The organism is Labrys sp. LIt4 (assembly GCF_017813775.1).
GTDB lineage: Bacteria > Pseudomonadota > Alphaproteobacteria > Rhizobiales > Labraceae > Labrys > Labrys okinawensis_A.
Genome location: NZ_JAGIPY010000004.1, coordinates 262917 through 282383 on the forward strand (window position 1 = coordinate 262917; position 19467 = coordinate 282383).

The 19467-nt window shown below is 65.2% G+C and carries 20 protein-coding genes; 13 read left to right on the forward strand and 7 right to left on the reverse strand.

Annotated features, from left to right (window positions below):
- Positions 1 to 122: 122 nt before the first annotated feature.
- The 3 genes from J8I29_RS09575 (at position 123) to J8I29_RS09585 (ending at position 3250) form a co-directional block, all read left to right on the forward strand.
- Entirely contained in the window at positions 123 to 1400 is a 1278-nt protein-coding gene (locus J8I29_RS09575; protein ID WP_209431467.1) for an MFS transporter, read from the forward strand.
- A gap of 167 nt (positions 1401 to 1567) precedes the next feature.
- A complete protein-coding gene (locus J8I29_RS09580; protein ID WP_209431468.1) occupies positions 1568 to 2629 on the forward strand; it encodes a beta-eliminating lyase-related protein in 1062 nt (353 codons plus the stop codon).
- A 30-nt stretch (positions 2630 to 2659) separates the two neighbouring features.
- Positions 2660 to 3250 carry a putative glycolipid-binding domain-containing protein gene (locus J8I29_RS09585; protein WP_209431469.1) on the forward strand — a complete coding sequence of 197 codons (591 nt, stop codon included), beginning with the start codon at positions 2660 to 2662 and terminating at the stop codon, positions 3248 to 3250.
- A 134-nt stretch (positions 3251 to 3384) separates the two neighbouring features.
- On the opposite strand, the gene J8I29_RS09590 is transcribed toward J8I29_RS09585, so the two are convergent.
- Positions 3385 to 4956, reverse strand: coding sequence for an acid phosphatase (locus tag J8I29_RS09590; protein ID WP_209431627.1), 1572 nt, complete (start codon positions 4954 to 4956; stop codon positions 3385 to 3387).
- 186 nt (positions 4957 to 5142) lie between these two features.
- Here J8I29_RS09590 and J8I29_RS09595 point away from each other — a divergent pair, with 186 nt between their 5' ends.
- Positions 5143 to 6315, forward strand: coding sequence for a cytochrome c peroxidase (locus tag J8I29_RS09595; protein WP_209431470.1), 1173 nt, complete (start codon positions 5143 to 5145; stop codon positions 6313 to 6315).
- A 39-nt stretch (positions 6316 to 6354) separates the two neighbouring features.
- Here the strand turns inward: J8I29_RS09595 and J8I29_RS09600 are convergent, their stop codons facing one another.
- On the reverse strand, positions 6355 to 6567 hold the full coding sequence (locus J8I29_RS09600; RefSeq protein WP_209431471.1) for a hypothetical protein: 213 nt from the start codon (positions 6565 to 6567) through the stop codon (positions 6355 to 6357).
- 233 nt (positions 6568 to 6800) lie between these two features.
- Here J8I29_RS09600 and J8I29_RS09605 point away from each other — a divergent pair, with 233 nt between their 5' ends.
- Positions 6801 to 7349, forward strand: a complete 549-nt coding sequence (locus J8I29_RS09605; protein WP_181161032.1) for an invasion associated locus B family protein — start codon at positions 6801 to 6803, stop codon at positions 7347 to 7349.
- Positions 7350 to 7515: 166 nt separating this feature from the next.
- Here J8I29_RS09605 and hemH read toward each other — a convergent pair whose 3' ends face one another.
- A complete protein-coding gene (gene hemH, locus J8I29_RS09610; RefSeq protein ID WP_209431472.1) occupies positions 7516 to 8559 on the reverse strand; it encodes a ferrochelatase in 1044 nt (347 codons plus the stop codon).
- A gap of 246 nt (positions 8560 to 8805) precedes the next feature.
- Between hemH and J8I29_RS09615 the strand changes: the two genes are divergently transcribed.
- The 5 genes from J8I29_RS09615 to ppa all read left to right on the forward strand — a co-directional run bounded on the left by J8I29_RS09615 (position 8806) and on the right by ppa (position 14217).
- The gene (locus J8I29_RS09615; RefSeq protein WP_105861022.1) at positions 8806 to 9315 is read left to right on the forward strand and encodes a GNAT family N-acetyltransferase; all 510 of its coding nucleotides are present in this window, start codon (positions 8806 to 8808) and stop codon (positions 9313 to 9315) included.
- A gap of 426 nt (positions 9316 to 9741) precedes the next feature.
- Positions 9742 to 10767, forward strand: coding sequence for an iron ABC transporter substrate-binding protein (locus J8I29_RS09620; protein ID WP_209431473.1), 1026 nt, complete (start codon positions 9742 to 9744; stop codon positions 10765 to 10767).
- Between the two features lie 139 nt (positions 10768 to 10906).
- Complete coding sequence (locus tag J8I29_RS09625) at positions 10907 to 12445, forward strand: iron ABC transporter permease (RefSeq protein ID WP_209431628.1); 1539 nt, start codon at positions 10907 to 10909, stop codon at positions 12443 to 12445.
- Positions 12442 to 13482, forward strand: a complete 1041-nt coding sequence (locus J8I29_RS09630) for an ABC transporter ATP-binding protein (RefSeq protein WP_209431474.1) — start codon at positions 12442 to 12444, stop codon at positions 13480 to 13482. Before J8I29_RS09625 ends, J8I29_RS09630 begins: the two co-directional genes overlap by 4 nt.
- A gap of 195 nt (positions 13483 to 13677) precedes the next feature.
- The gene (ppa, locus tag J8I29_RS09635; protein WP_105861026.1) at positions 13678 to 14217 is read left to right on the forward strand and encodes an inorganic diphosphatase; all 540 of its coding nucleotides are present in this window, start codon (positions 13678 to 13680) and stop codon (positions 14215 to 14217) included.
- A gap of 16 nt (positions 14218 to 14233) precedes the next feature.
- Here the strand turns inward: ppa and J8I29_RS09640 are convergent, their stop codons facing one another.
- Positions 14234 to 14737, reverse strand: a complete 504-nt coding sequence (locus J8I29_RS09640) for a helix-turn-helix domain-containing protein (RefSeq protein ID WP_209431475.1) — start codon at positions 14735 to 14737, stop codon at positions 14234 to 14236.
- A gap of 93 nt (positions 14738 to 14830) precedes the next feature.
- Between J8I29_RS09640 and J8I29_RS09645 the strand changes: the two genes are divergently transcribed.
- Positions 14831 to 15403, forward strand: coding sequence for a dihydrofolate reductase family protein (locus J8I29_RS09645; protein WP_209431476.1), 573 nt, complete (start codon positions 14831 to 14833; stop codon positions 15401 to 15403).
- Between the two features lie 27 nt (positions 15404 to 15430).
- Positions 15431 to 16084: a glutathione S-transferase family protein gene (locus tag J8I29_RS09650; protein WP_209431477.1), complete on the forward strand. Its 654-nt coding sequence runs from the start codon at positions 15431 to 15433 to the stop codon at positions 16082 to 16084.
- A 5-nt stretch (positions 16085 to 16089) separates the two neighbouring features.
- Here J8I29_RS09650 and J8I29_RS09655 read toward each other — a convergent pair whose 3' ends face one another.
- Together J8I29_RS09655 and J8I29_RS09660 are read right to left on the reverse strand one after the other, a co-directional pair.
- Positions 16090 to 17022, reverse strand: coding sequence for a threonine/serine dehydratase (locus J8I29_RS09655; protein WP_209431478.1), 933 nt, complete (start codon positions 17020 to 17022; stop codon positions 16090 to 16092).
- A gap of 185 nt (positions 17023 to 17207) precedes the next feature.
- Positions 17208 to 17921: a DUF1223 domain-containing protein gene (locus tag J8I29_RS09660; protein WP_105861030.1), complete on the reverse strand. Its 714-nt coding sequence runs from the start codon at positions 17919 to 17921 to the stop codon at positions 17208 to 17210.
- Positions 17922 to 18276: 355 nt separating this feature from the next.
- On the opposite strand from J8I29_RS09660, the gene J8I29_RS09665 reads away from it, so the two are divergent.
- Complete coding sequence (locus J8I29_RS09665; protein ID WP_209431479.1) at positions 18277 to 19116, forward strand: YihY/virulence factor BrkB family protein; 840 nt, start codon at positions 18277 to 18279, stop codon at positions 19114 to 19116.
- Here the strand turns inward: J8I29_RS09665 and J8I29_RS09670 are convergent.
- On the reverse strand, positions 19101 to 19460 hold the full coding sequence (locus J8I29_RS09670) for a cupin domain-containing protein (protein WP_105861032.1): 360 nt from the start codon (positions 19458 to 19460) through the stop codon (positions 19101 to 19103). The two genes, J8I29_RS09665 and J8I29_RS09670, sit on opposite strands and share 16 nt — an antisense overlap.
- Positions 19461 to 19467 lie beyond the last annotated feature (7 nt).

Genomic DNA, 19467 nt, shown 5'->3' on the forward strand with positions numbered 1-19467 from the left:
CAGCGGGTCGCAGGAATGCGTTCTAACCCCCAAGGGGGTTGACGGTCAAGGCAAGGAGGCCGACACTGTAACCATCATGACGGTTATAAACCGGCAACCAAAGCCAATGCGAGGAGAGCGCCATGCTGACCGAAGCTCGCAAAGCCCAGCCGATTAAACAGCCGCGATCCACGCGCCATCGCAGGGCGCACCCCACGATTCCCCTGTGGGCGATGCTCGCGGCCCTCTCGGCGGTGGCGGCTATGAGCCAGGCGTTCCGTACCGTCGCCACCCTGTTCGCCGGCGCGCTGCAGCGGGAGTTCGGCGCTTCCACCGAAGAGATCGGCCTGTTCGCCGGCGCCTTCCACCTGTCCTTTGCGATGGCGCAGATTCCGATCGGCGTCGCGCTCGATCTCTTCGGCCCGCGCCGTACGGTGGGCGCGGCCTTCCTGCTGGCCTGTGCCGGCTCCTTCCTGTCCGTCTTCGCGCCCAGCCTGCCTGTGCTCGTCGCCAGCCAGGTGCTGATCGGCATCGGTTGCGCGCCGGCCTTCCTCGGCGCCATCGTCTTCATCACGAGCCGCTATCCGGCCGGGCAATTCGCACGGCTTTCCGGCCTGGTGCTGAGCTTCAGCGGCATCGGCATGCTGATCACCGGCACGCCGCTCGCCTTCGTCGTCGAAACCTGGTCCTGGCGGGCCGGCTTCCTGGTGCTGGCCATTTTGTCGGCGATCGTCCTCGCTGCGAATGTCCTGCTGGTTTCGGACCAAGAAACCAAACCGGAGCGCAGGCAGCCGGGGCTGCTCGCTGCCTTCGCCGAGATCGGGCCCCTGCTCGCACAGAGGCATACGATCGGCATCCTGCTGCTCGGCATCGTCGGCTATGCCGCCTTCCTGACCCTGCGCGGCCTGTGGGCCGTGCCGATGCTGATGGAGCGCCACGGTTACGGGCTGGTGGCCAGCGGCCACGTCATGCTGGCTGCGTCGGTCGCGGCTCTGCTCGGCCCGCCGGCCTTCGGGCTCTTGAAGACCGGCAATCGCGGGCGGCGGCTGTGGATCATCGCCGGCGCAGCCGCCTATGTCCTGGCCTTTGCTATCCTGGCCCTGTCCGGGTCGGGCGTCGTCGACGTCGCGCTGGTGGTCCTGCTCGGTTTCCTGACCGGCTATTTCATCCTGCAATATGCCGATATCCGCGCCGCCTATGCCGAGGAGGTCGCCGGCCGCGCCTTCGCGCTCTTCAACACGGCCGTGTTCCTCGGCGTAGCCCTGATGCAATGGTTGACCGGGCTGGCAGGAGCGCTGGCAGCCGTCCGGGGCGGCGATCCGCTGCTGCCGGCCTTCCTGGTGATATCGGCCCTGCTGGCGGCGGGCCTTACGGGTTTCGTGCTGCTGCCCTGGCCGCGCGGCCGAGGCTGGGAACGCTAAAGCGTTTTGCGATGAGACGGAATTATCTCGAATCGCAAAGACGCGTCGAACCAAAGAGCCGGAGCAAAACAGCGTTTTCGTCTAACGCGCTTTGCTCTAGCCGCCGTCGAGCCTGCCGTTTCCTGTTTGCCCTTGCGCATCAGGGCGGGAGCGCTCTACTTCAAGGCATGAATTTCGCCAGCGACAATTGGGCTGGAGCCAGCCCCAGAATCATCGAGGCGCTCGCACGTGGCGCCGATGGCATTGCCCCCGCCTATGGGCAGGACGATCTCACCCGCGAATTGAAGGCGCGCCTGGCCGATCTGTTCGGCCGCGAGGTCGGGCTGCTCTTCGCCGCCACCGGCAGCGCCGCCAATTCCCTGGCCCTGAGCGCCCTCAGCCCGCCCTATGGCGCCATCTATGCCTATGAAGAGGCGCATATCGTCGGCGACGAGGCCGGCGCGCCCGAGTTCTTCACCCAGGGTGCGCGCCTGGTGCCGATCGCCGGCGCCGGCGGCAAGCTGACGCCGGCCGGGCTCACGGCCGCGCTGGCGCGGGGCTCGGGCTCCGGTTCCGCCATACCCCGGCCCGCCGTGCTGTCGATCACCCAGGCGACGGAAAGCGGCACGGTCTATCGCCGGGACGAAATCTCCGCCCTGACCGACATCGCCAGGGCACGCGGTCTCAAGGTGCATATGGACGGCGCACGCTTCGCCAATGCCTTCGCCTTCCTCGAAAAGGCCGATGGCAACAGCGCCGCCGACATCACCTGGAAAGCGGGTGTCGATGCCCTCGCCTTCGGCCTCACCAAGAACGGCGCCCTGGTGGCCGAAGCTGTCCTGCTGTTCGAACCGGAGAAGGCCGTCGAGATCGAATGGCTGCGAAAGCGCAGCGGCCATGTCGTCTCCAAGGCCTGGCCGATCGCCGCCCAGTTCCTGGCCATGCTGGAGAAGGATCACTGGCTCGATCTCGCCCGCCACGCCAATGCCATGGCGAGCGCCCTGTCGCAAGGCCTCGTCGCGGCGGGCCACCGGCTCGGCTACGAGACGCAGGCCAACGAAGTCTTCGCCATCCTGCCGAAAGCCGTGATCGCCAGGTTGAGACAGGCCGGCGCCCGCCTCTACGAATGGCCCGTCCACGGCCTCCCGGCCGACAGGCGGCCCGCTGCCGATGCCGACCTCGTGCGCCTGGTCACCTCCTTCGCGACGAAGGAGGAGGAGGTCGAAAGGTTCCTGGCGCTGGCGGGCTAGAAAAGCGGTGAGGTCGAGGAAGGAGATCCAATGCCTTCAATCCTCTGGAAGCGCCTGGACCTTGAAGGGCATGACGCTTGTCGAATTGTCGAATGCGACGATGGCTGGGATATCGCGGGTAACGCGGTTTTCGATCATCAAGGGGACGCTGCGAATTTGGCCTATCGCCTGAATTGCGATCGATCGTGGTTGAGCCGGAAAGCAACCATCGGTGGCTGGATAGGGTCGCGGGATATTCACATCCTGATCGAGCGGGCAGCGGATGGGCACTGGTATGTCAATGGCGAAAAGAACGTGGATTTTCGCGGGCTGGTGGACATAGACCTTGGCTTCACCCCGGCCAGCAATACCAATGCGATCCGTCGAATGAATTTGGAAAAGGGCCGGCAGTCAGAATCAGTAGCAGTGTGGCTGGATACGGAAGACTGGAGCGTGAAGGCATTGCCGCAGGTCTACCGGCGGCTGGATGCCAATACCTATGACTACAGCTCCCCGCTGCACGAATATCAGGCCGAGTTGAGCGTGAGCGAGTTCGGCCTTGTCGTCGAATATCCCGCGCTATGGCGCATGATCAATTGCCTCTCCGACTTGGAAGAAAAGGGGCGTGGAACAGGCCGTTAAGAGCGAACTCGCGCCGCTCTCCCGCCCGATCTCGCTGCTCTCGTTCAGCGTGCACAAACTGTGCGCGCGGCCTCCCCGAAGCCGGGGAGGGATAGTCGCGCTTCATTCGATGCAGTCGCGATAGGCCGCCGCCCTCACTTGTCCTTCAACACCAGCGAACTCGTCAGGTCGCCGAGAGGCCTCTGCTTGCGGGCTGCCATCGCCGTGTCCCGCACGGTGATGCCGTGCAGGGTCGGCAGTTCGAAGCGGCGCGTGATGAAACGCAGGATCGAGGTGGTGTCCATCGGGGTGTGGTCGACGAAGCCGCGGCGGGCATAGGGCGAGACGATGATCGCCGGGATGCGCGAGCCCGGGCCCCAGCGGTCCCCCTTGGGCGGCGCGACGTGGTCCCACAGGCCGCCATTCTCGTCATAGGTGACGACGACGAGCATATGCGGCCATTGCGGGCTCTTCTCGAGATGGGCGATCACATCGGCGATATGGGCATCGCCGGCCTGGATGTCGGCATAGCCCGAATGCTCGTTGAGGTCGCCCTGCGGCTTGTAGAAGGACACCTGCGGCAGCTTGCCGGCGTCGATCGCCTTGATGAATTCCACGCCCGCCAGGCCGCCGTCACGCAGGTGCTCGGCCCGGGCCTCCGTGCCCGGTGCGAAGCTGGCATAATAGTTCAGGGGCTGGTGGTGATACTGGAAGTTCGGGATCGGCGTCTTGTTGCCGTGGTCGAGCACGTCCTGCCAGGCGCCGCCATACCAGGCCCAGCTCACATGCTTGAGGCTGAGGAGATCGCCGATGGTCGGTTCGATCTGGGGCGGCAGCGTCGTCGGCTTGCCGGGATCGGCAAACGCCTTGTCCCCATCCTTCGCCGGCTCGTTGCCGCTCGGCTGATAGGGCGGCTGCATGGTGTTCACGGCATAGAAATCGGGCGTGAGATTGCCGTCGCCGGCAAATTTCGGGATGCCGTCCATCGCCGATTTCGGCGAATTGGCGGCGGCCTTGAGCGTCACCCCGTCGGGTTCGACCACGGCGATCGAGGGCTTGGCGGGAGCGGTATCGGCATTGGGGTAATAGGGCGCGCAGGCGCACACCAGCCATTGATGGTTGAAGAAGGAACCACCGAAGGCGCCCATGAAGAAATTGTCGGCCAGCACATATTTCTGGGCAATCTTCCACATGGCGGTTTTCGAGCCGTCCCACAAGCTGACCGAAAGGGCCCCCGAATCGGCATAGGCGACGAACTTGTCGTTGCGCCCGCCATTGATCTGCATCTGGTTCTGGTAATAGCGATGCCAGAGGTCGCGGGTGATGGTGCCGTAGCCGAGGTTGAAGCCCTTGGGGTCGTCCGCGTGGAAGGGGCGGTTGGGCAGGTGTTCGGTCTCGGCCTGGGTTACCGGCGGCGTCACGCCCTTGGCGGTCAGGCCTTCCCAGATCGGCGGCAATTCGCGGAAGGGCTTGCCGTCGCGATCGCGCTGGATGCGCGCGCTTGCCGGTGCCTTCGCCACGCCATTGGCACCCGGGAAGCTGCCATAGAGATTGTCGAAGCTGCGGTTCTCGGCATAGATCACCACCACGGTATCGATCAGCTTCAGATCTGCGGACGCTTCGGGTGCTGGCTTGGCTTTCTGGCCGCCGGTGCTTTCGGCGGCAAATGCCGATCCGAGGGCGCCGATGGAAAGGCTCAACGCATACACGACCGCCGCCGATTTCATGCGCATCTGGGTCTCCTGCCTCGATTTGCTTGTTGCTATCGTCCCCCGCAGCCTCTCATCTTAGCCGGGCTGGCGGCGGACACCACCCCCCCATCGCAATGAAGGAATGCAGCCATAAGCTTTCTTTGCAACAGACGTGTGAGGCGATTGGGCGGCGTTCTGGGGCTCGCCTTGCCAGTGCTGGCGATGAGTTCCGTCCAAGCCGGGCAGGAGATGTCTCGCGCCCAGGCGCGCCAGCAGGCGCAGGCGCTGAGCGTACTCGGCCGTACCCTCTTTTTCGATCCTTCCCTGTCGGGGTCGGGCAAGCTTGCCTGCTCCTCCTGCCACGATCCCGCCCATGCCTTCGGGCCGGCGAACGACCATGCGGTGCAGCTCGGCGGCGGCGACATGCACCAGCCGGGCGTGCGCGCCGTGCCGTCGCTGAAATATCTGCAGGTGGTGCCGCCCTTCACCGAGCATTTCTACGATTCCGAGGATGAGGCCGACGAGAGCGTCGACAATGGCCCCACGGGAGGCCTGACCTGGGACGGGCGCGTCGATCGCGGTGCGGATCAGGCCAAAATCCCGCTGCTCTCCGATTTCGAGATGGGCAATCGGGATGGCGCGGAGGTGGCCCGCCGCGTGCTCGCCGCCGGGCACGGCAAGGCCATCGCCGCCATTGCCGGGCCGAAGGCGGCCGGCGACCCGGGCCTCGTCTACAAGACGGCCCTGAAGGCGCTGGAAGTGTTCCAGCAGGACTACCGGACCTTCTATCCCTATTCGAGCAAATATGACGCGGTGCTGGCCGGCAAGGCCGAACTCTCTCCCCAGGAAGCGCGAGGGCTCGACCTGTTCAACGCGGCGGACAAGGGTAATTGCGCCTCCTGCCACATCAGCCAGCGCGGCAATGACGGTACGCCGCCGCAATTCACCGATTACGGCCAGATCGCGCTCGCGGTGCCGCGCAACCCCGACATTCCCGCCAATAAGGATCCCAGCTATCACGATCTGGGACTGTGCGGCCCGTTGCGCACCGACTTCCTGAAGCGCGAGGATTATTGCGGCCTGTTCCGCACCCCCACCCTGCGCAACGTCGCCTTGCGCAAGACCTTCTTCCACAACGGCGCCGTGCATTCCCTGCGCGATGCCGTGCGTTTCTATGTCGAGCGCGAGACCCGGCCTGAGCGCTGGTACCCGCGCAAGGCCGATGGCGGCATCGACAAATATGACGATCTGCCCGAGGCGGCGAAGGCGAACATCAACACGGATCCGCCCTTCGATCGCAAGGCCGGCGACGAACCGGCCCTGACGCCGGCCGAGATCGACGACGTCGTGGCCTTCCTCGGCACGCTCACCGACGGTTATGAGCCGGCAAAATGAAGGCCTTCACATGAAACTGCAGCCGCCGCGGGGCTTTGGCTAGCTCCCGGCGGGTTTTGCCTGCGGTCCCAGCAGACTCGCGACCGCCTCGGCGCCCTTGCCGGAGGCGGAAACCTTGCCATCGTCCCCGACCTCCAACGCGGCGCCGTTGGAGAAGCTGAGGGACCAGCCGTCATCGTTGCCGTTGCGGCGCCGATCGGTGAGTTCGATACCGGCCGCGGAAACCAATGCAATGGCCTTGTCGACGTCCATGGTCGTCACCTCGCGTGGGATGTCCCCCGGTCAGTTGGATCGCGAAACCGGGACGAGTCAAGGAGAAAGGGCCGGCTGCCGGGGGCTGGGGCGTGCTATCCTACCGTTACGGCATTCAAGCGTCGAAAGCTGCGCGATTTTCCGCCGGAGCCTATCGCCAGACGCCGATATTCGTGTCATGGCTGCGGCCATTGCCCTCATCGGGCATGATGCCCTTCTGCCGTGAGGAATCGATGCTGAAGACCAGCCTTAGTCTCGCTTTTGCCCTTCTGGTGAGTGCCGCCCAGGCCCAGACTCAGGCCCAGGACGCCGCGCCCGCCAAATCGCCGCTGCCCGGCGGGGCCTCTTCCATCCAGGAGAGCTATGAGGACTGGCGCGTGCTCTGCAATGTCGTCAACAACGCCAAGCAATGCGCGGTCCAGCAGGTGCAGAGCGATACCAAGACCGGCCAGCGCGTGTTGGCTGTCGAGCTGAACCCCACGGCTGATGGCGGCACCAGCGGTAATCTCGTGATGCCGTTCGGCCTGCAATTCGATGCTGGCGTGTCCCTCGCCCTGGATGCCGGGACCAGCGGCAAGCCGCTGAACTACAAGACCTGCATCCCCGCCGGCTGCCTGGTGCCGCTGGCGCTCGATGCCAACACCGTCACGGCGCTGAAGGCCGGCAAGCAGCTCAAGCTCACGGCCAAATCGGTCGACGACAGCGTGAAGCCGCTCGTCTTTACCGTCTCGCTCAAGGGCTTCGGCCCTGCCCTCGATCGGGCCGTCGCCATCTTGAAGTAACGCCGAGCGGCACTAGAGCAAAGCGCGTTCAAGCGTGAACGCTTATTTGCTCTAACTCATTGTTCTGACGCGTCTTTGCGATTCTAGGTGACCCCGTCTAATCGCAAAACGCTATAGCTCGTTCTTCCCGGGAGCGCGGACGTCCTCGTCCGCCCTCCCAGGGCGATCAGATCCAGCCCTGCAATTCGCGCGTGACCACATGTTCCAGCACGCGCTGGCCCTCGGGGCTGTCGTTGAGGCAGGGCAGATAGGCGAAATGCTCGCCGCCATTGTGCTGGAAGATCTCCTTGTTCTCCTCGCCGAGCTCTTCCAGCGTTTCCAGGCAGTCGGCCACGAAGCCAGGCGCCACGATGGCAAGGCGCTTCACGCCGGATTTGGCGAGCCCCTCCACGGTCTCGTCCGTATAGGGCTTGAGCCACTCCTCCTTGCCAAAACGGGACTGGAAGGTGATCTTGAAGCGATCCTCGCCGAAGCCGAGCGCCTCGCGCAGCAACCGCCCCGTCTTTATGGCAAAGCAGTAATAGGGATCGCCCTGGATCAGGTAGTTCTTGGGCACGCCGTGGAAGGAGGCGAGCAGCACTTCCGGCTCGAAATCGAGCCTGGCAAGGGATTGGCGCACCGAACTGGCGAGGGCCTCGATATAGACGGGATCGTCATGCCATTGCGGCGCGATGCGCACGGCCGGCTGCCAGCGCAGGGTCATCAGGTGCTCGAAGGCCTTGTCGCAGACCGTGGCGGTGGTCGCCGCCGCATATTGGGGATAGAGCGGCACGATCACGATGCGGTCGCAGCCTTTGGCGCGCAGGGCGTCGATGCGCGAGGCGATGGAGGGCTTGCCGTAGCGCATGGCGAAATCCACCACGAGGCGCGGCTCGGCGGCGAAGGTCTGCGCCAGCTTTTCGGTCTGGCGCCGCGTGATGACGAGGAGCGGCGAGGCGTTCTCCGCCTTGTCCCAGATCGAGGCATATTTGGCGCCGCTCTTGCCTGGCCGGGTCGTCAGGATGATGCCGTTGAGCAGCGGCCACCACAGCAGGCGCGAGACCTCGATGACCCGCCGGTCGGACAGGAATTCCTTGAGATAGCGCCGCATCGGCCAGTAGGTCGGCGCGTCCGGTGTGCCGAGGTTGACCAGGAGAACGCCGATCTTTCCGCTGGCCGCCACGGGATGGTCCGACGGAACGGGAAGGGCGCTTGCGAGGTGAGAAGTCATGCCGGGTCCTTTCCCGGCCTTTCAACAGGCTGGGCGCCCGGCTTGCAACAGATTTGTGTGCCGTGACGGGGCGGCGCGACGCCATGGCGCTTTGCGATCGCGGGATCGCCTGAATCACAAAGGCGTGTACAAACAAGGCCCTGAAGGAAAATGGCATGGCCGCCGCAACCGGCATTGCTTCGGGAAGTGCTTTCCTACGAGCAATTCACTTGCAGGAACCGGCCACGCCCGCTTATCCTCCTTCCCATGAGCACCGACGCCATCGAAATCCGTTTGGCTCGCCCGGACGACGCCCACGCCATCGCCGATGTGCATGACGCCGCTTGGCGTTATGCCTATCGCGGCGTGATTCCGGGCCGGGAGCTCGAACGCCTGGTGGAGCGACGCGGTGCCAAATGGTGGCGCTACGCCATCGACCGCAAGACCCGCATCGTGGTGATGTCCTTTGGCGGCGTGATCGCGGGCTATGCCACCTATGGCCGCAACCGGGCCGTCGGTCTGCCCTATCAGGGCGAGATCTTCGAGCTCTATCTGCGTCCCGAATATCAGGGCATCGGCCTGGGCAAACGGCTGTTCAACGCGGTGCGCCGCGATCTCAACGGCCACGACGTCAGGGGCATGGTGGTGTGGGCACTGGCAGACAATGTGCGGGCCTGTGATTTCTACCGGCGCCTCGGCGGCGAATCCGTGGACAGCATGGTGGAGCGCTTCGGCGAAGTGAAGCTGCAGAAGATCGCCTTCGCCTGGGGCCCCTGAGCGAAACACCGCTTGTCCGCCTCGCTCGTTGGCCCGCCCCTGGCTCCTTCGATTCCCGCCATTCGAACTCCACGGCCACCGTTCGGCGACCCGCGGGTTGCCACCATTGGGGGACGGGCAGGCATGCCACGGCGTGACGCAAGCCGGCTTCGGGGCCGTCGCGCCCATTACCTATTTGTAATCCCGGATATGGCCGCGTCGGCCGGTAGAAAACTCGATGTCTAGTTCGATGCATATCGGGCAGACGGAAGGTCTCTTCCCGCCATTCCCGAGAGGGAGAATGTTGTTCCTGCAGTAAACAATCCCTTCTCGTAGTTTTTAATAATTCCAATTCTAATCTAAAGAGTTTGACGGGAACTTCTCGGTGAGCCTAGAGATCGGGTGTTCAATCAATCCCTTGGCTGAAGCCAACCGATAGAGGTTCTGATGAAAGTTTTCCTGCCGCATCGCCGTGCAGCGCTTGCCGGGGCCGTGGCCCTCGCCGCCGCCCTGTTCGCTGCTCCCCTGGCCGTCCAGGCCGAGGATGCGGGCATCACGGTCTATAATGCGCAGCATGAAAGCCTGACCAAGGCCTGGGCCGAGGCTTTCACCAAGGAAACCGGCATCAAGATAACGCTGCGCAATGGCGGCGATACCGAGCTCGGCAACCAGCTGGTGCAGGAGGGCGACAAGTCGCCCGCCGACGTCTTCCTCACCGAGAATTCGCCGGCCATGGTGCTGGTCGACAACGCCAAGCTGTTCGCACCGCTCTCGGCAGAGACGCTGGCAGAAGTGCCCGAGGCCTTCAAGCCCTCGCATGGCCGCTGGATCGGCATTGCCGCCCGCACCACCGTGTTCGCCTACAACAAGACCAAGCTGACCGAGGACAAGCTGCCGAAGTCCCTGCTCGATCTGGCCGATCCGGCCTGGAAGGGTCGCTGGGGCGCCGCGCCGGCGGGTGCCGATTTCCAGGCCATCGTCAGCGCCCTGCTGGCCCTGAAGGGCGAGGAAGCCACCGCCGCCTGGCTGAAAGGCATGAAGGCCAATGTCAAGCCGTTCAAGAAGAACGGCATCGCCATGAAGGGCGTGAATGACGGCGAGGTCGATGGCGCGATCATCTACCAGTATTACTGGTTCGGCGATCAGGCCAAGACCGGCGAGAACTCCAAGAACGTGGCACTGCATTATTTCCGCAATCAGGACCCGGGCGCGTTCGTCAGCATCTCGGGCGGCGGCGTGCTCGCTTCCAGCAAGCACAAGAAGGAAGCCGAGGCCTTCGTGAAGTGGATTGCCGGCAAGGGCGGTCAGGAGATTCTCAAGACCGGCAACTCCTTCGAATATGCTGTCGGCAAGGATGCCGCCTCCAATCCCAAGCTGGTGCCGCTGGCCGATCTCAACGCCCCCAAGCTCGATCCGGCGCAGCTCAACTCCAAGAAGGTCTCCGACCTGATGACGGCGGCCGGCCTGCTTTGAGCGACGGAACACCGCGCCGCACCGATATGGCGCGGCTGTCGCAAACCTGACATCATCGCGCCTCCGGCTCCGCGCCGGAGGCCTTCGCTTTTCAGGACACCTCGTGTCATCCTCGTCACCCCAGCCCGAAATCGGCAGTATGCGCCTTGCCTCGCCCGGCTTCACCGGGCGCGATGCGGTTGCCGTGGCCGCGGTGCTGGTGTCCCTGGTCGCCCTGCTGCCGCTCGGCTTCGTGATCTTCATCACCATCCAGACCGGCTGGCAGACCGTCTATGAACTGGTGGTGCGTCCGCGCGTCGGCGAATTGCTGGTCAATACCGTCCTGCTCGAAGCCGTCACCATTCCCATCGCCATCTTATTGGCGGTGGCGCTGGCCTGGCTGACCGAACGCAGCGACCTGCCAGGCGCCCGGATCTGGTCATGGCTCGCGGTGGCGCCACTCGGCGTACCGGCCTTCGTGCATTCCTATGCCTGGATCAGCCTCGTTCCCGGCATGCGCGGCCTGTGGAGTGGTGTCCTCGTTTCGATCATGGCCTATCTGCCCTTCCTCTATCTGCCGGTGGCGGCGCAGATGCGGCGGCTGGACCCGGCGCTCGAAGATGTGGCGGCGAGCCTGGGCCAATCCCCCCTGCGTGTGTTTTTCCGGGTGGTGCTGCCGCAATTGCGGCTGGCGATCTGCGGCGGCTCGCTGCTGGTCGGCCTGCATCTCCTCGCCGAATACGGCCTCTACGCCATGATCGAGTTCGACACCTTCTCGACCGCCATCGTCGACCAGTTCCAGTCGGCTTATAACGGCCCCGCCGCCAACATGCTGGCCGGTGTGCTGGTGCTCGCCTGCCTCGTGCTGTTGGGGCTCGAAAACCGGGTGCGCGGCCAGGAGCGGTATGCCCGCGTCGGGTCCGGCGCTGCCCGCCCGGCCGCCCGCGCGCGGCTCGGCCGCGGCACGCTGGTCTGGCTGGCGCTGCCGCTCGGCCTCGCCCTGCTGTCGCTCGGGGTGCCGTTGCTGACGCTCTCGCGCTGGCTCTATCTCGGCGGCGCGGCGGCCTGGTCTTCGGGCGATATCGGCACGGCCCTCGTCCAGACGCTCGGGCTCGCTCTGATCGGCGGGGCTGCGACCACGCTGGCCGCCCTGCCGATGGCCTGGCTGTCGGTACGTGCTCCCGGCCGGCTGCAGAAGGTGCTGGAAGCCTGCCACTATTATGTCGGCTCGCTTCCCGGCGTGGTGGTGGCGCTGGCTCTGGTGACGATCACGGTGCGCGTCGCCCTGCCGCTTTATCAGACCATGACGACCCTGCTGCTGGCCTATGGCCTGATGTTCCTGCCGCGGGCGGTGGTCGGGCTGAGGGCCAGCCTGGCGCAGGCTCCCGTCGAGCTCGAGCGGGCTGCAATGGCGCTGGGGCGGCCGCCTTTCAAGGCGATCTGGCAGGTCACCATGCGTCTGTCGGCACCGGGCGTCGCCGCCGGCATGGCGCTGGTCGCCCTCGGCATCACCACCGAACTGACCGCGACGCTGATGCTGGCGCCCAACGGCACGGTCACTCTGTCGACCCGGTTCTGGTCGCTGACCAACGACATAGACTATGTCGCCGCGGCGCCCTTCGCGCTCCTGATGGTGCTGCTGTCGCTGCCCCTCACCCTCCTGCTTCACTACCAGTCCAGACGATCGATCGGCCAATGAGTTTCCTGAGTATAGACAAGGCCGGCAAGCGCTATGGCGCCATGGTGGCGCTCGATGGCGTCAGCCTGGAGGTCGCGTCCGGCAGTCGCACCGCCATCGTCGGTCCCTCCGGTTCCGGCAAGACCACGCTGCTCAGGCTGATCGCTGGTTTCGAGGGGCCGGATACAGGCCGCATCGCCCTGAACGGTACCGTCCTGGCGGACGGCCCTGCCATCGTGCCGGCGCACCGGCGCGGCATCGGTTTCGTCACCCAGGACGGCGCACTCTTTCCCCACCTCACCATCGCCGACAATATCGGCTTCGGCCTGGAGCGGGGGACGGCGAACCGGGAAGACCGCATCCGCGCGCTGATGCGCACCGTCGATCTCGATCCGCGCCTGCTCGAGCGCCGGCCGCACCAGCTCTCCGGCGGGCAGCAGCAGCGCGTGGCCCTGGCGCGGGCCCTGGCGCGCCAGCCCAAGCTGATGCTGCTGGACGAACCTTTCTCGGCTCTCGACACCGGCCTGCGCGAGGCGACCCGCAAGGCGGTGGCGGCCCTGCTGCAGGCGGCCGGCGTCACCACCATCCTGGTCACGCACGACCAGACCGAGGCGCTGTCCTTCGCCGATCAGGTCGCCGTGCTGCGCGAGGGCCGGCTGGTGCAGGCCGGCGCGCCGCACGATCTCTACCGCCGGCCGCGGGACCGCGAGACGGCGCTCTTCCTCGGCGAGGCCATCCTGCTGAAGGGAGAGGCTGGGGTCGGCTGGGTCGATTGCGTGCTTGGGCGTCTCGCGGCCGGGACGCATGGCCAGCGCGGCGACATCGAACTGATGCTGCGCCCCGAGCAGGTCAAGTTCACGCCCAGCGCGGACGAAACCGCGCAGGGCTGCTTTGCCAGCGTGGTGGACGTCGAGTTCGGCGGTGCCCTGCGGGCGGTGACGGTGGAGTTGGCCGATGGCAATCGGCTCCGGATCAGCGGCACGGGCCTCGATCTGCCGCCGACCGGCACGCGCGTGCGCCTGAGCGTGGCCGGGCCGGCGCATGTCTTCGAAGCATAGAAGGATGCCGCCGCGCCAGCTTCCCTTGTGACGCTGCCGTGACGGGGCGGCCATTTACTGTGTTTCCCGAGAAACCAGCATCATATTCTTGTGATCTTCGGGTTGAAACCCATGCGCGTTCCGCCTAAGGCTGCTGTCTGATCGGGGTCTGGAGGCATCCTGCGCCAGAGCCGGCCTTACAGGATGTGATCTACGATGCGTATCGAAGCGATCTCGACCGGACGCAATCCACCGCACGAGGTGAATGTCATCGTCGAAGTTCCCGTCGGTGGCGAGCCCATCAAATATGAGATGGACAAGGATTCCGGCGCGCTCGTGGTCGATCGCTTCCTCTACACGCCGATGCGCTATCCTGGCAATTACGGCTTCGTGCCGCACACCCTGTCGGATGACGGCGACCCCATCGACGTGCTGATCGCCAACCAGCGCGGAATCATTCCCGGCGCCGTGATCGCGGTGCGCCCTGTCGGCGTGCTGAAGATGCGCGACGAATCCGGCGGTGACGAGAAGATCATCGCCGTGCCCGTGCCGCGGCTGACCCGGCGCTACGAGAAGGTGAACAACTACACCGACCTGCCCGAGATCACCCTCAAGCAGATCGAGCACTTCTTCGAGCACTATAAGGACCTCGAGAAGAACAAGTGGGTCAAGGTCGAAGGCTGGGGCGACGCCAAGGAAGCCGAGACGATGATCCTCGAGGCGATCGAGCGCTACAAGGCCAACAGCAAGGGATGAGGGGTGAATCGCTCCCTCACGCCGCCGTCCCTTCCTCCTGCGCCATCACGGCCAGATAGGCCGCCTGCAATTCGGCGAGGACCGAGCGCGCGGGCGCGGGCGTGCCCAAATGCAGGGCACGCAATTCCTCCATGAAGGCCTCCCATAGGGGCGGGCCGCCTTCCTCCAGCAATTGCGCGCGGATCGACAAGGGGCGCGAAACCGGCGTGTACCGGCGGCCCCAGGCACCCATATGCGCCAGCAGAGGCACCAGCTGGATGGACGGCTCCGTCAGGCTGTAGATCGCCTTCTGCTTGTGGCTGGGATCGTCGCGCCGGCTGAGCAGGCCGGTCTCGACCAGCCGCTTGAGTCGGTCGGCCAGGATGTTGGAGGCGATCTTCTCCTCCGACTGGGTCAGGAGCTCGCGATAGTGCCGGCGATTGCCGAACATCACGTCGCGGATGACGATCAGGCTCCAGCGATCGCCCAGCATTTCCAGCGTCAGATTGATCGGACAACCCGACCGATGACCTGCATTCATCATCTCGCTCCTTGACCGCTTGCAAAATAGGATCAGTTGAGTTAGAAAGCAACTGCTTGCTTATTGCAACTGGTATGCATGGGAGGAATGACGATGACCAAACTGGTGCTGGCGATGTTCACGAGTCTGGATGGTTATATCGAGGGCCCGAACGGCTTCGTGCCGCCGGCCTGGTCGGGTGACCTGGAAACCCACTGGTCCGGCTATGCCCTGGAGCGGGCCGGGCATCTCGTCTATGGCCGCGTCAACTTCCTGTTCAACAAGGACTTCTGGAGCCCGGCCGAAACCGATCCCTCCAGCCCCGCCGCCGGCATTGCCCATGCCGTGGTGATGAACCGCCTGCCCAAGACCGTGGTATCCTCCACGCTGTCGGGCGATCCTGGCTGGAACGCCACCCTGGCGGGGGCGGATCTTGCCGCCGCGATCGGCACGTTGAAGTCGAGCCTTCAGGGCAAGGACATCTACTGCTTCGGCGGCGCCGGCATCGCCAACAGTCTCATCAGCCGCGATCTCGTCGATGAATATCGCCTGATGGTGACGCCGACGATCTTCGGTGACGGCAAGCGCCTGTTCGAGCCCGGCCTGCCCAAGCTCGGGCTGGACCTGATCGAGAACCGCTCGCTCGATACCGGCGCGGTGATCCTGCATTATCGGCGGACGCGCTGACGTTCCATGCCATCGAAGGAGACGGCAATGTCCCTGGTCCTGCACGCGCATCCCTTTTCCTCCAACTGCCAGAAGGTGCTGATCGCACTCTATGAGAACGACCTGCCGTTCGAGTTTCGCATGCTGGCCGATGCCGCCAGCATGGCCGCCCTCGAAAAGCTCTGGCCCCTGAAGAAGTTTCCCGTGCTGGAGGATGACGGGCATGTGGTGCTGGAGACCAGCATCATCATCGAATATCTGCAGCGCCATCACCCGGGGCCGGTGCGGCTGCTGCCGGATGATCCCGACGCGGCACTCGAAGTCCGGCTGATGGACCGCTTCTTCGACAACTATGTTTCGACCCCCCAGAGCAGGGTGGTCTACGACGCGCTGCGACCGCCGGAACATCGCGACCCCTATGGCGTGGAGGAGGCCAAGCGCCTGCTTCAAACCGCCTATGGCTGGCTCGAAAGCCGGCTGCAGGGCCGGCACTGGGCGGCTGGAGAGGCCTTCTCGATGGCGGATTGCGCAGCGGCTCCCTTCCTGTTCTACGCCGACTGGACGCATCCCATCAGCCAAGCTTTCCCGACCGTGCGGGCTTATCGCTCGCGTGTACTCGCCCGTCCTTCGGTCAGGCGCGCCGTCGACGAAGCTCGCCCCTATCGCAAGCTCTTTCCGCTCGGCGCGCCCGACAGGGACTGAAACGCCTACCCCGTGATCGTGGTCAGATCCACATTGGCGCCGCAGGCCAGCACGCCGACGCGCTCGCCCTGTTTGGGCCGGTAGACGCCGCCGACCAGGGCCGCCAGGGCGGTGGCGCCGCCGGGCTCGAGGGCGAGGCGAGCATCGGCCCAGGCGCGCCTCTGCGCTTCCACGATGTCGCTGTCGGGAACGGTTATGGCTTCGGCGACATGGCGGCTGGCCACGGCATAGACCCGGGGTCCGCAATTGCGGGCGCCGAGCGAATCCGCCGCCACGCTTTCCACGCCGACATCCACGGGGCCTCCGGCCTCCAGGGCCGCCTTGAGGCATTGTGAGCCTTCCGGCTCCACCGAGACGACCTTGACCCTGCCGGCGAACCAGGCCGCGATGCCGGCGATCAGGCCGCCGCCGCCGGTGGCGACGAGCACGGTGTCGAGCGCTCCGCCGGCCTGCTCTTCCCATTCCAGCCCGAGCGTGCCCTGGCCGGCGATGGTCTCCCAGGCGTCGAAGGCGTGTACCGAGAGCGCGCCGGTCTCAGCGATATAGCGCTCGCAGGCCGCCAGGGCATCGGCATAGCGCTCGCCGCCGATGTCGAGATCGGCCCCGCGAGCGCGGATCGCCGCGATCTTGGCGGGGCTGGAGATCACCGGTACGAAGATGCGGGCCTTATGGCCCAGCGCGCGGGCGGCATGGGCGACGGCGATGCCGTGATTGCCGCCCGAGGCTGCGGCCACCCCGGCTGCCGGCACCTCGCGCGACAGCAGGTTGTTGAAGGCGCCGCGCGGCTTGAAGGAGCCGGCATGCTGCAGGAATTCCAGCTTGAGCTGCACGCCGTGGTCGAGGCCGAAGGTTCCGGCCTGGGTGTCGAGCAGCGGCGTACGGCGAATATGGGCGGCGACGCGCCGATAGGCGGCGCGAATATCATTCTGATCAATCATTTGAAGCTCGTTGGAAAGGAAACGGAAGGTCGGCTCACAGGCCGTCAATGCTTCCTTCCTAACCGCAAGCCGTGCCGCTTCCAAGATCGGGTTGTACTGGAGTGTCGACTTCCTGGTCGACATTCCTGAAACGTCGCGTGTGTAGGAGAGAGATGTCGACCAGGAGGTCGACACTCCCACAGTCCTCACGGCTTGTGCATGGCGGCGCCGAGAATGGCGCCCGGGCGGCCTGCGGTATCGGCCTGCACCAGCACGGCGAAACTGTCGGCGCCGGGGGCATTGGTGACGTCCGGCTTCAGGGCCAGCGTGGCGGCATTGCCGTCGTAATCGGCGACCTTGCGGAAGCAGCGCACGACATTGGAATAGGTCACCGTCTTGCCGGTATTCTCGCCGCGCTCGATCTTGACTTCCGCGCTCGTCTCGATGGGGACCACCCAGACCTCGCCCTTGTGAGCGCTCTTGCCCAGCGAGATGCTGTAGGCGCCCTTCGTGCCGGAAATGGCGACGGGAACACTGAGGACATTGGGATGGGTGGCGGCCATTTCGATGGCTCGGTGGACCTCCTGCCCATTGGAGCCGACGGCGTGCTGCACGCCATCCACCACGATCTGCGGCGTATAGACGGCCCTGTCGCCACGGACCTCGGCATAAGCGCGCTGGCGGCGGGTGAAGGTGTTGTCGGCCAGGGTGTCCTTCCAGCCGACATAGTCCCAGTAATCGACCGGAAGGGACAGCGCGATCACGCTGGGATCACGGGCGAGCTCGCCCATCATCTTGTCCGCCGGCGGGCAGGAGGAGCAGCCCTGGCTGGTGAACAGCTCCACCACGGCACGCGGCTGCGCCATCGCCGGGCCGCTCGCGGCCAGCAACAACAGAGCTGCAACCAGGTTTCGCCGCATCGGTCTCGTCCAGGCCTAAAGCGCCTCGCGATCCTGCCGAACTACCGGCAATCGCAAGGACGGGTTGAAACAGGGAGTCAGAGAAGCGTGCATTCTCGCTGAACCGCGCTTGCTCCGATTGGAAACACCGGCAAGCCATAGCCCATCGAAGATGAACGGGCGAGTAACACAGTGGTGAGAGAACGGCGCCTCCGCGATTCGTGAAGGGGCGTGATATCGAGCGATTGCAGTCGCCCCCCCATGCTATTCACCCGAAGAGCGCGCCAGGCCGGGTCCAGATAGGCGATCGGCGTTTTCTCGGGATGTCTCGCGGCCCTTTCTGGCAAATCTCGAGATGCAATGGCATGGTTGCCGCATGCGGGCGTACAAATTCATTTGCGATCTCACGCAACGGGTCACCGATCACGACGATTACGCGCTGGCGAGCCATATGGCGCTGTCCCTGCTCACGGCGATGTTTCCCTTCCTGATCTTCGTGGCTTCCCTGGCGGGCGTCCTCGGTACGGCCGACCTGCAGGCCGAAATCGTGCGCCTGCTGTTCGAAACCTGGCCGCACGAGGTTTCCGAACCGATCGCCCGCGAGGTCAACAGGGTGCTGGGCACGGCCCGGCCGGGCCTGCTCACCGTCAGCGCCATCGTGGCCGTGGTGCTGGCCAGCAATGGCGTCGAGGCCATCCGCGTCGGCATCAACCGGGCCTATGGGCTGGTCGAGATGCGGTCCTTCTGGTGGTGCCGGCTGCAGAGCCTGTTCTTCGTGCTGGTGGCCTCGCTTGCTCTGGTCACGCTCGCTTTGCTGGTGGTGCTGTGGCCGGTGATATGGGAGGCGACGATCAGCTTCGTACCGGTGCTGGCGCCGTTGCTGCCGCTGATCGAAGTCGCCCGTTACGGCGTCACCATGCTCGTGCTGGGCGGCGCCATCATCCTGGTGCACCTGTTCCTGGTGGCGAGCCGCCCCTCGTTCAGCGTGATCTGGCCCGGCGTACTGATCACCTTGGGGCTCTGGCTCGCCGGCGGCTACGCCTTCAGCATCTATATCAGCGACTTCGCTGCCTACTCCAAACTCTATGCGGGCCTGGGCAGCGTCTTCGCGGCGCTGTTCTTCCTCTGGCTGGTGGCGCTGGCCTTCCTGCTCGGGGCGGAGATCAACGCCATCCTGGCCGAGCGGCGCCACAAGCGCATTCAAGCCGCGTCGTAATGCATGATGTAGAGCTTGCGGGTGGTCTCGTGGATGGTCCACTCGCCCTTCCAGCCCTTGGGCAGGACCAGGGCCTCGCCGGCCCGCACCTCACGGGTCTGGCCGCCGGCGTCATGCAGCGACACCCGTCCCGACACGATATGGCAGGTTTCCGAATTGCGCTCGCGGGAGGCGGTGAAGCGGCCCGGCGTGCACTCCCACACGCCGACTTCCATCAGCCCGTCCTCGGACTTCCACAAGGTTCTTGCCGCCTCGACCTGGCCTTCGCTGAGCGTGGTGGGCTTGGGGCCGAAGGGGCCGAGATCGAGGGAGGAGAGATCGGCGAACGTCTTGCTGTCGATCATGGTCATT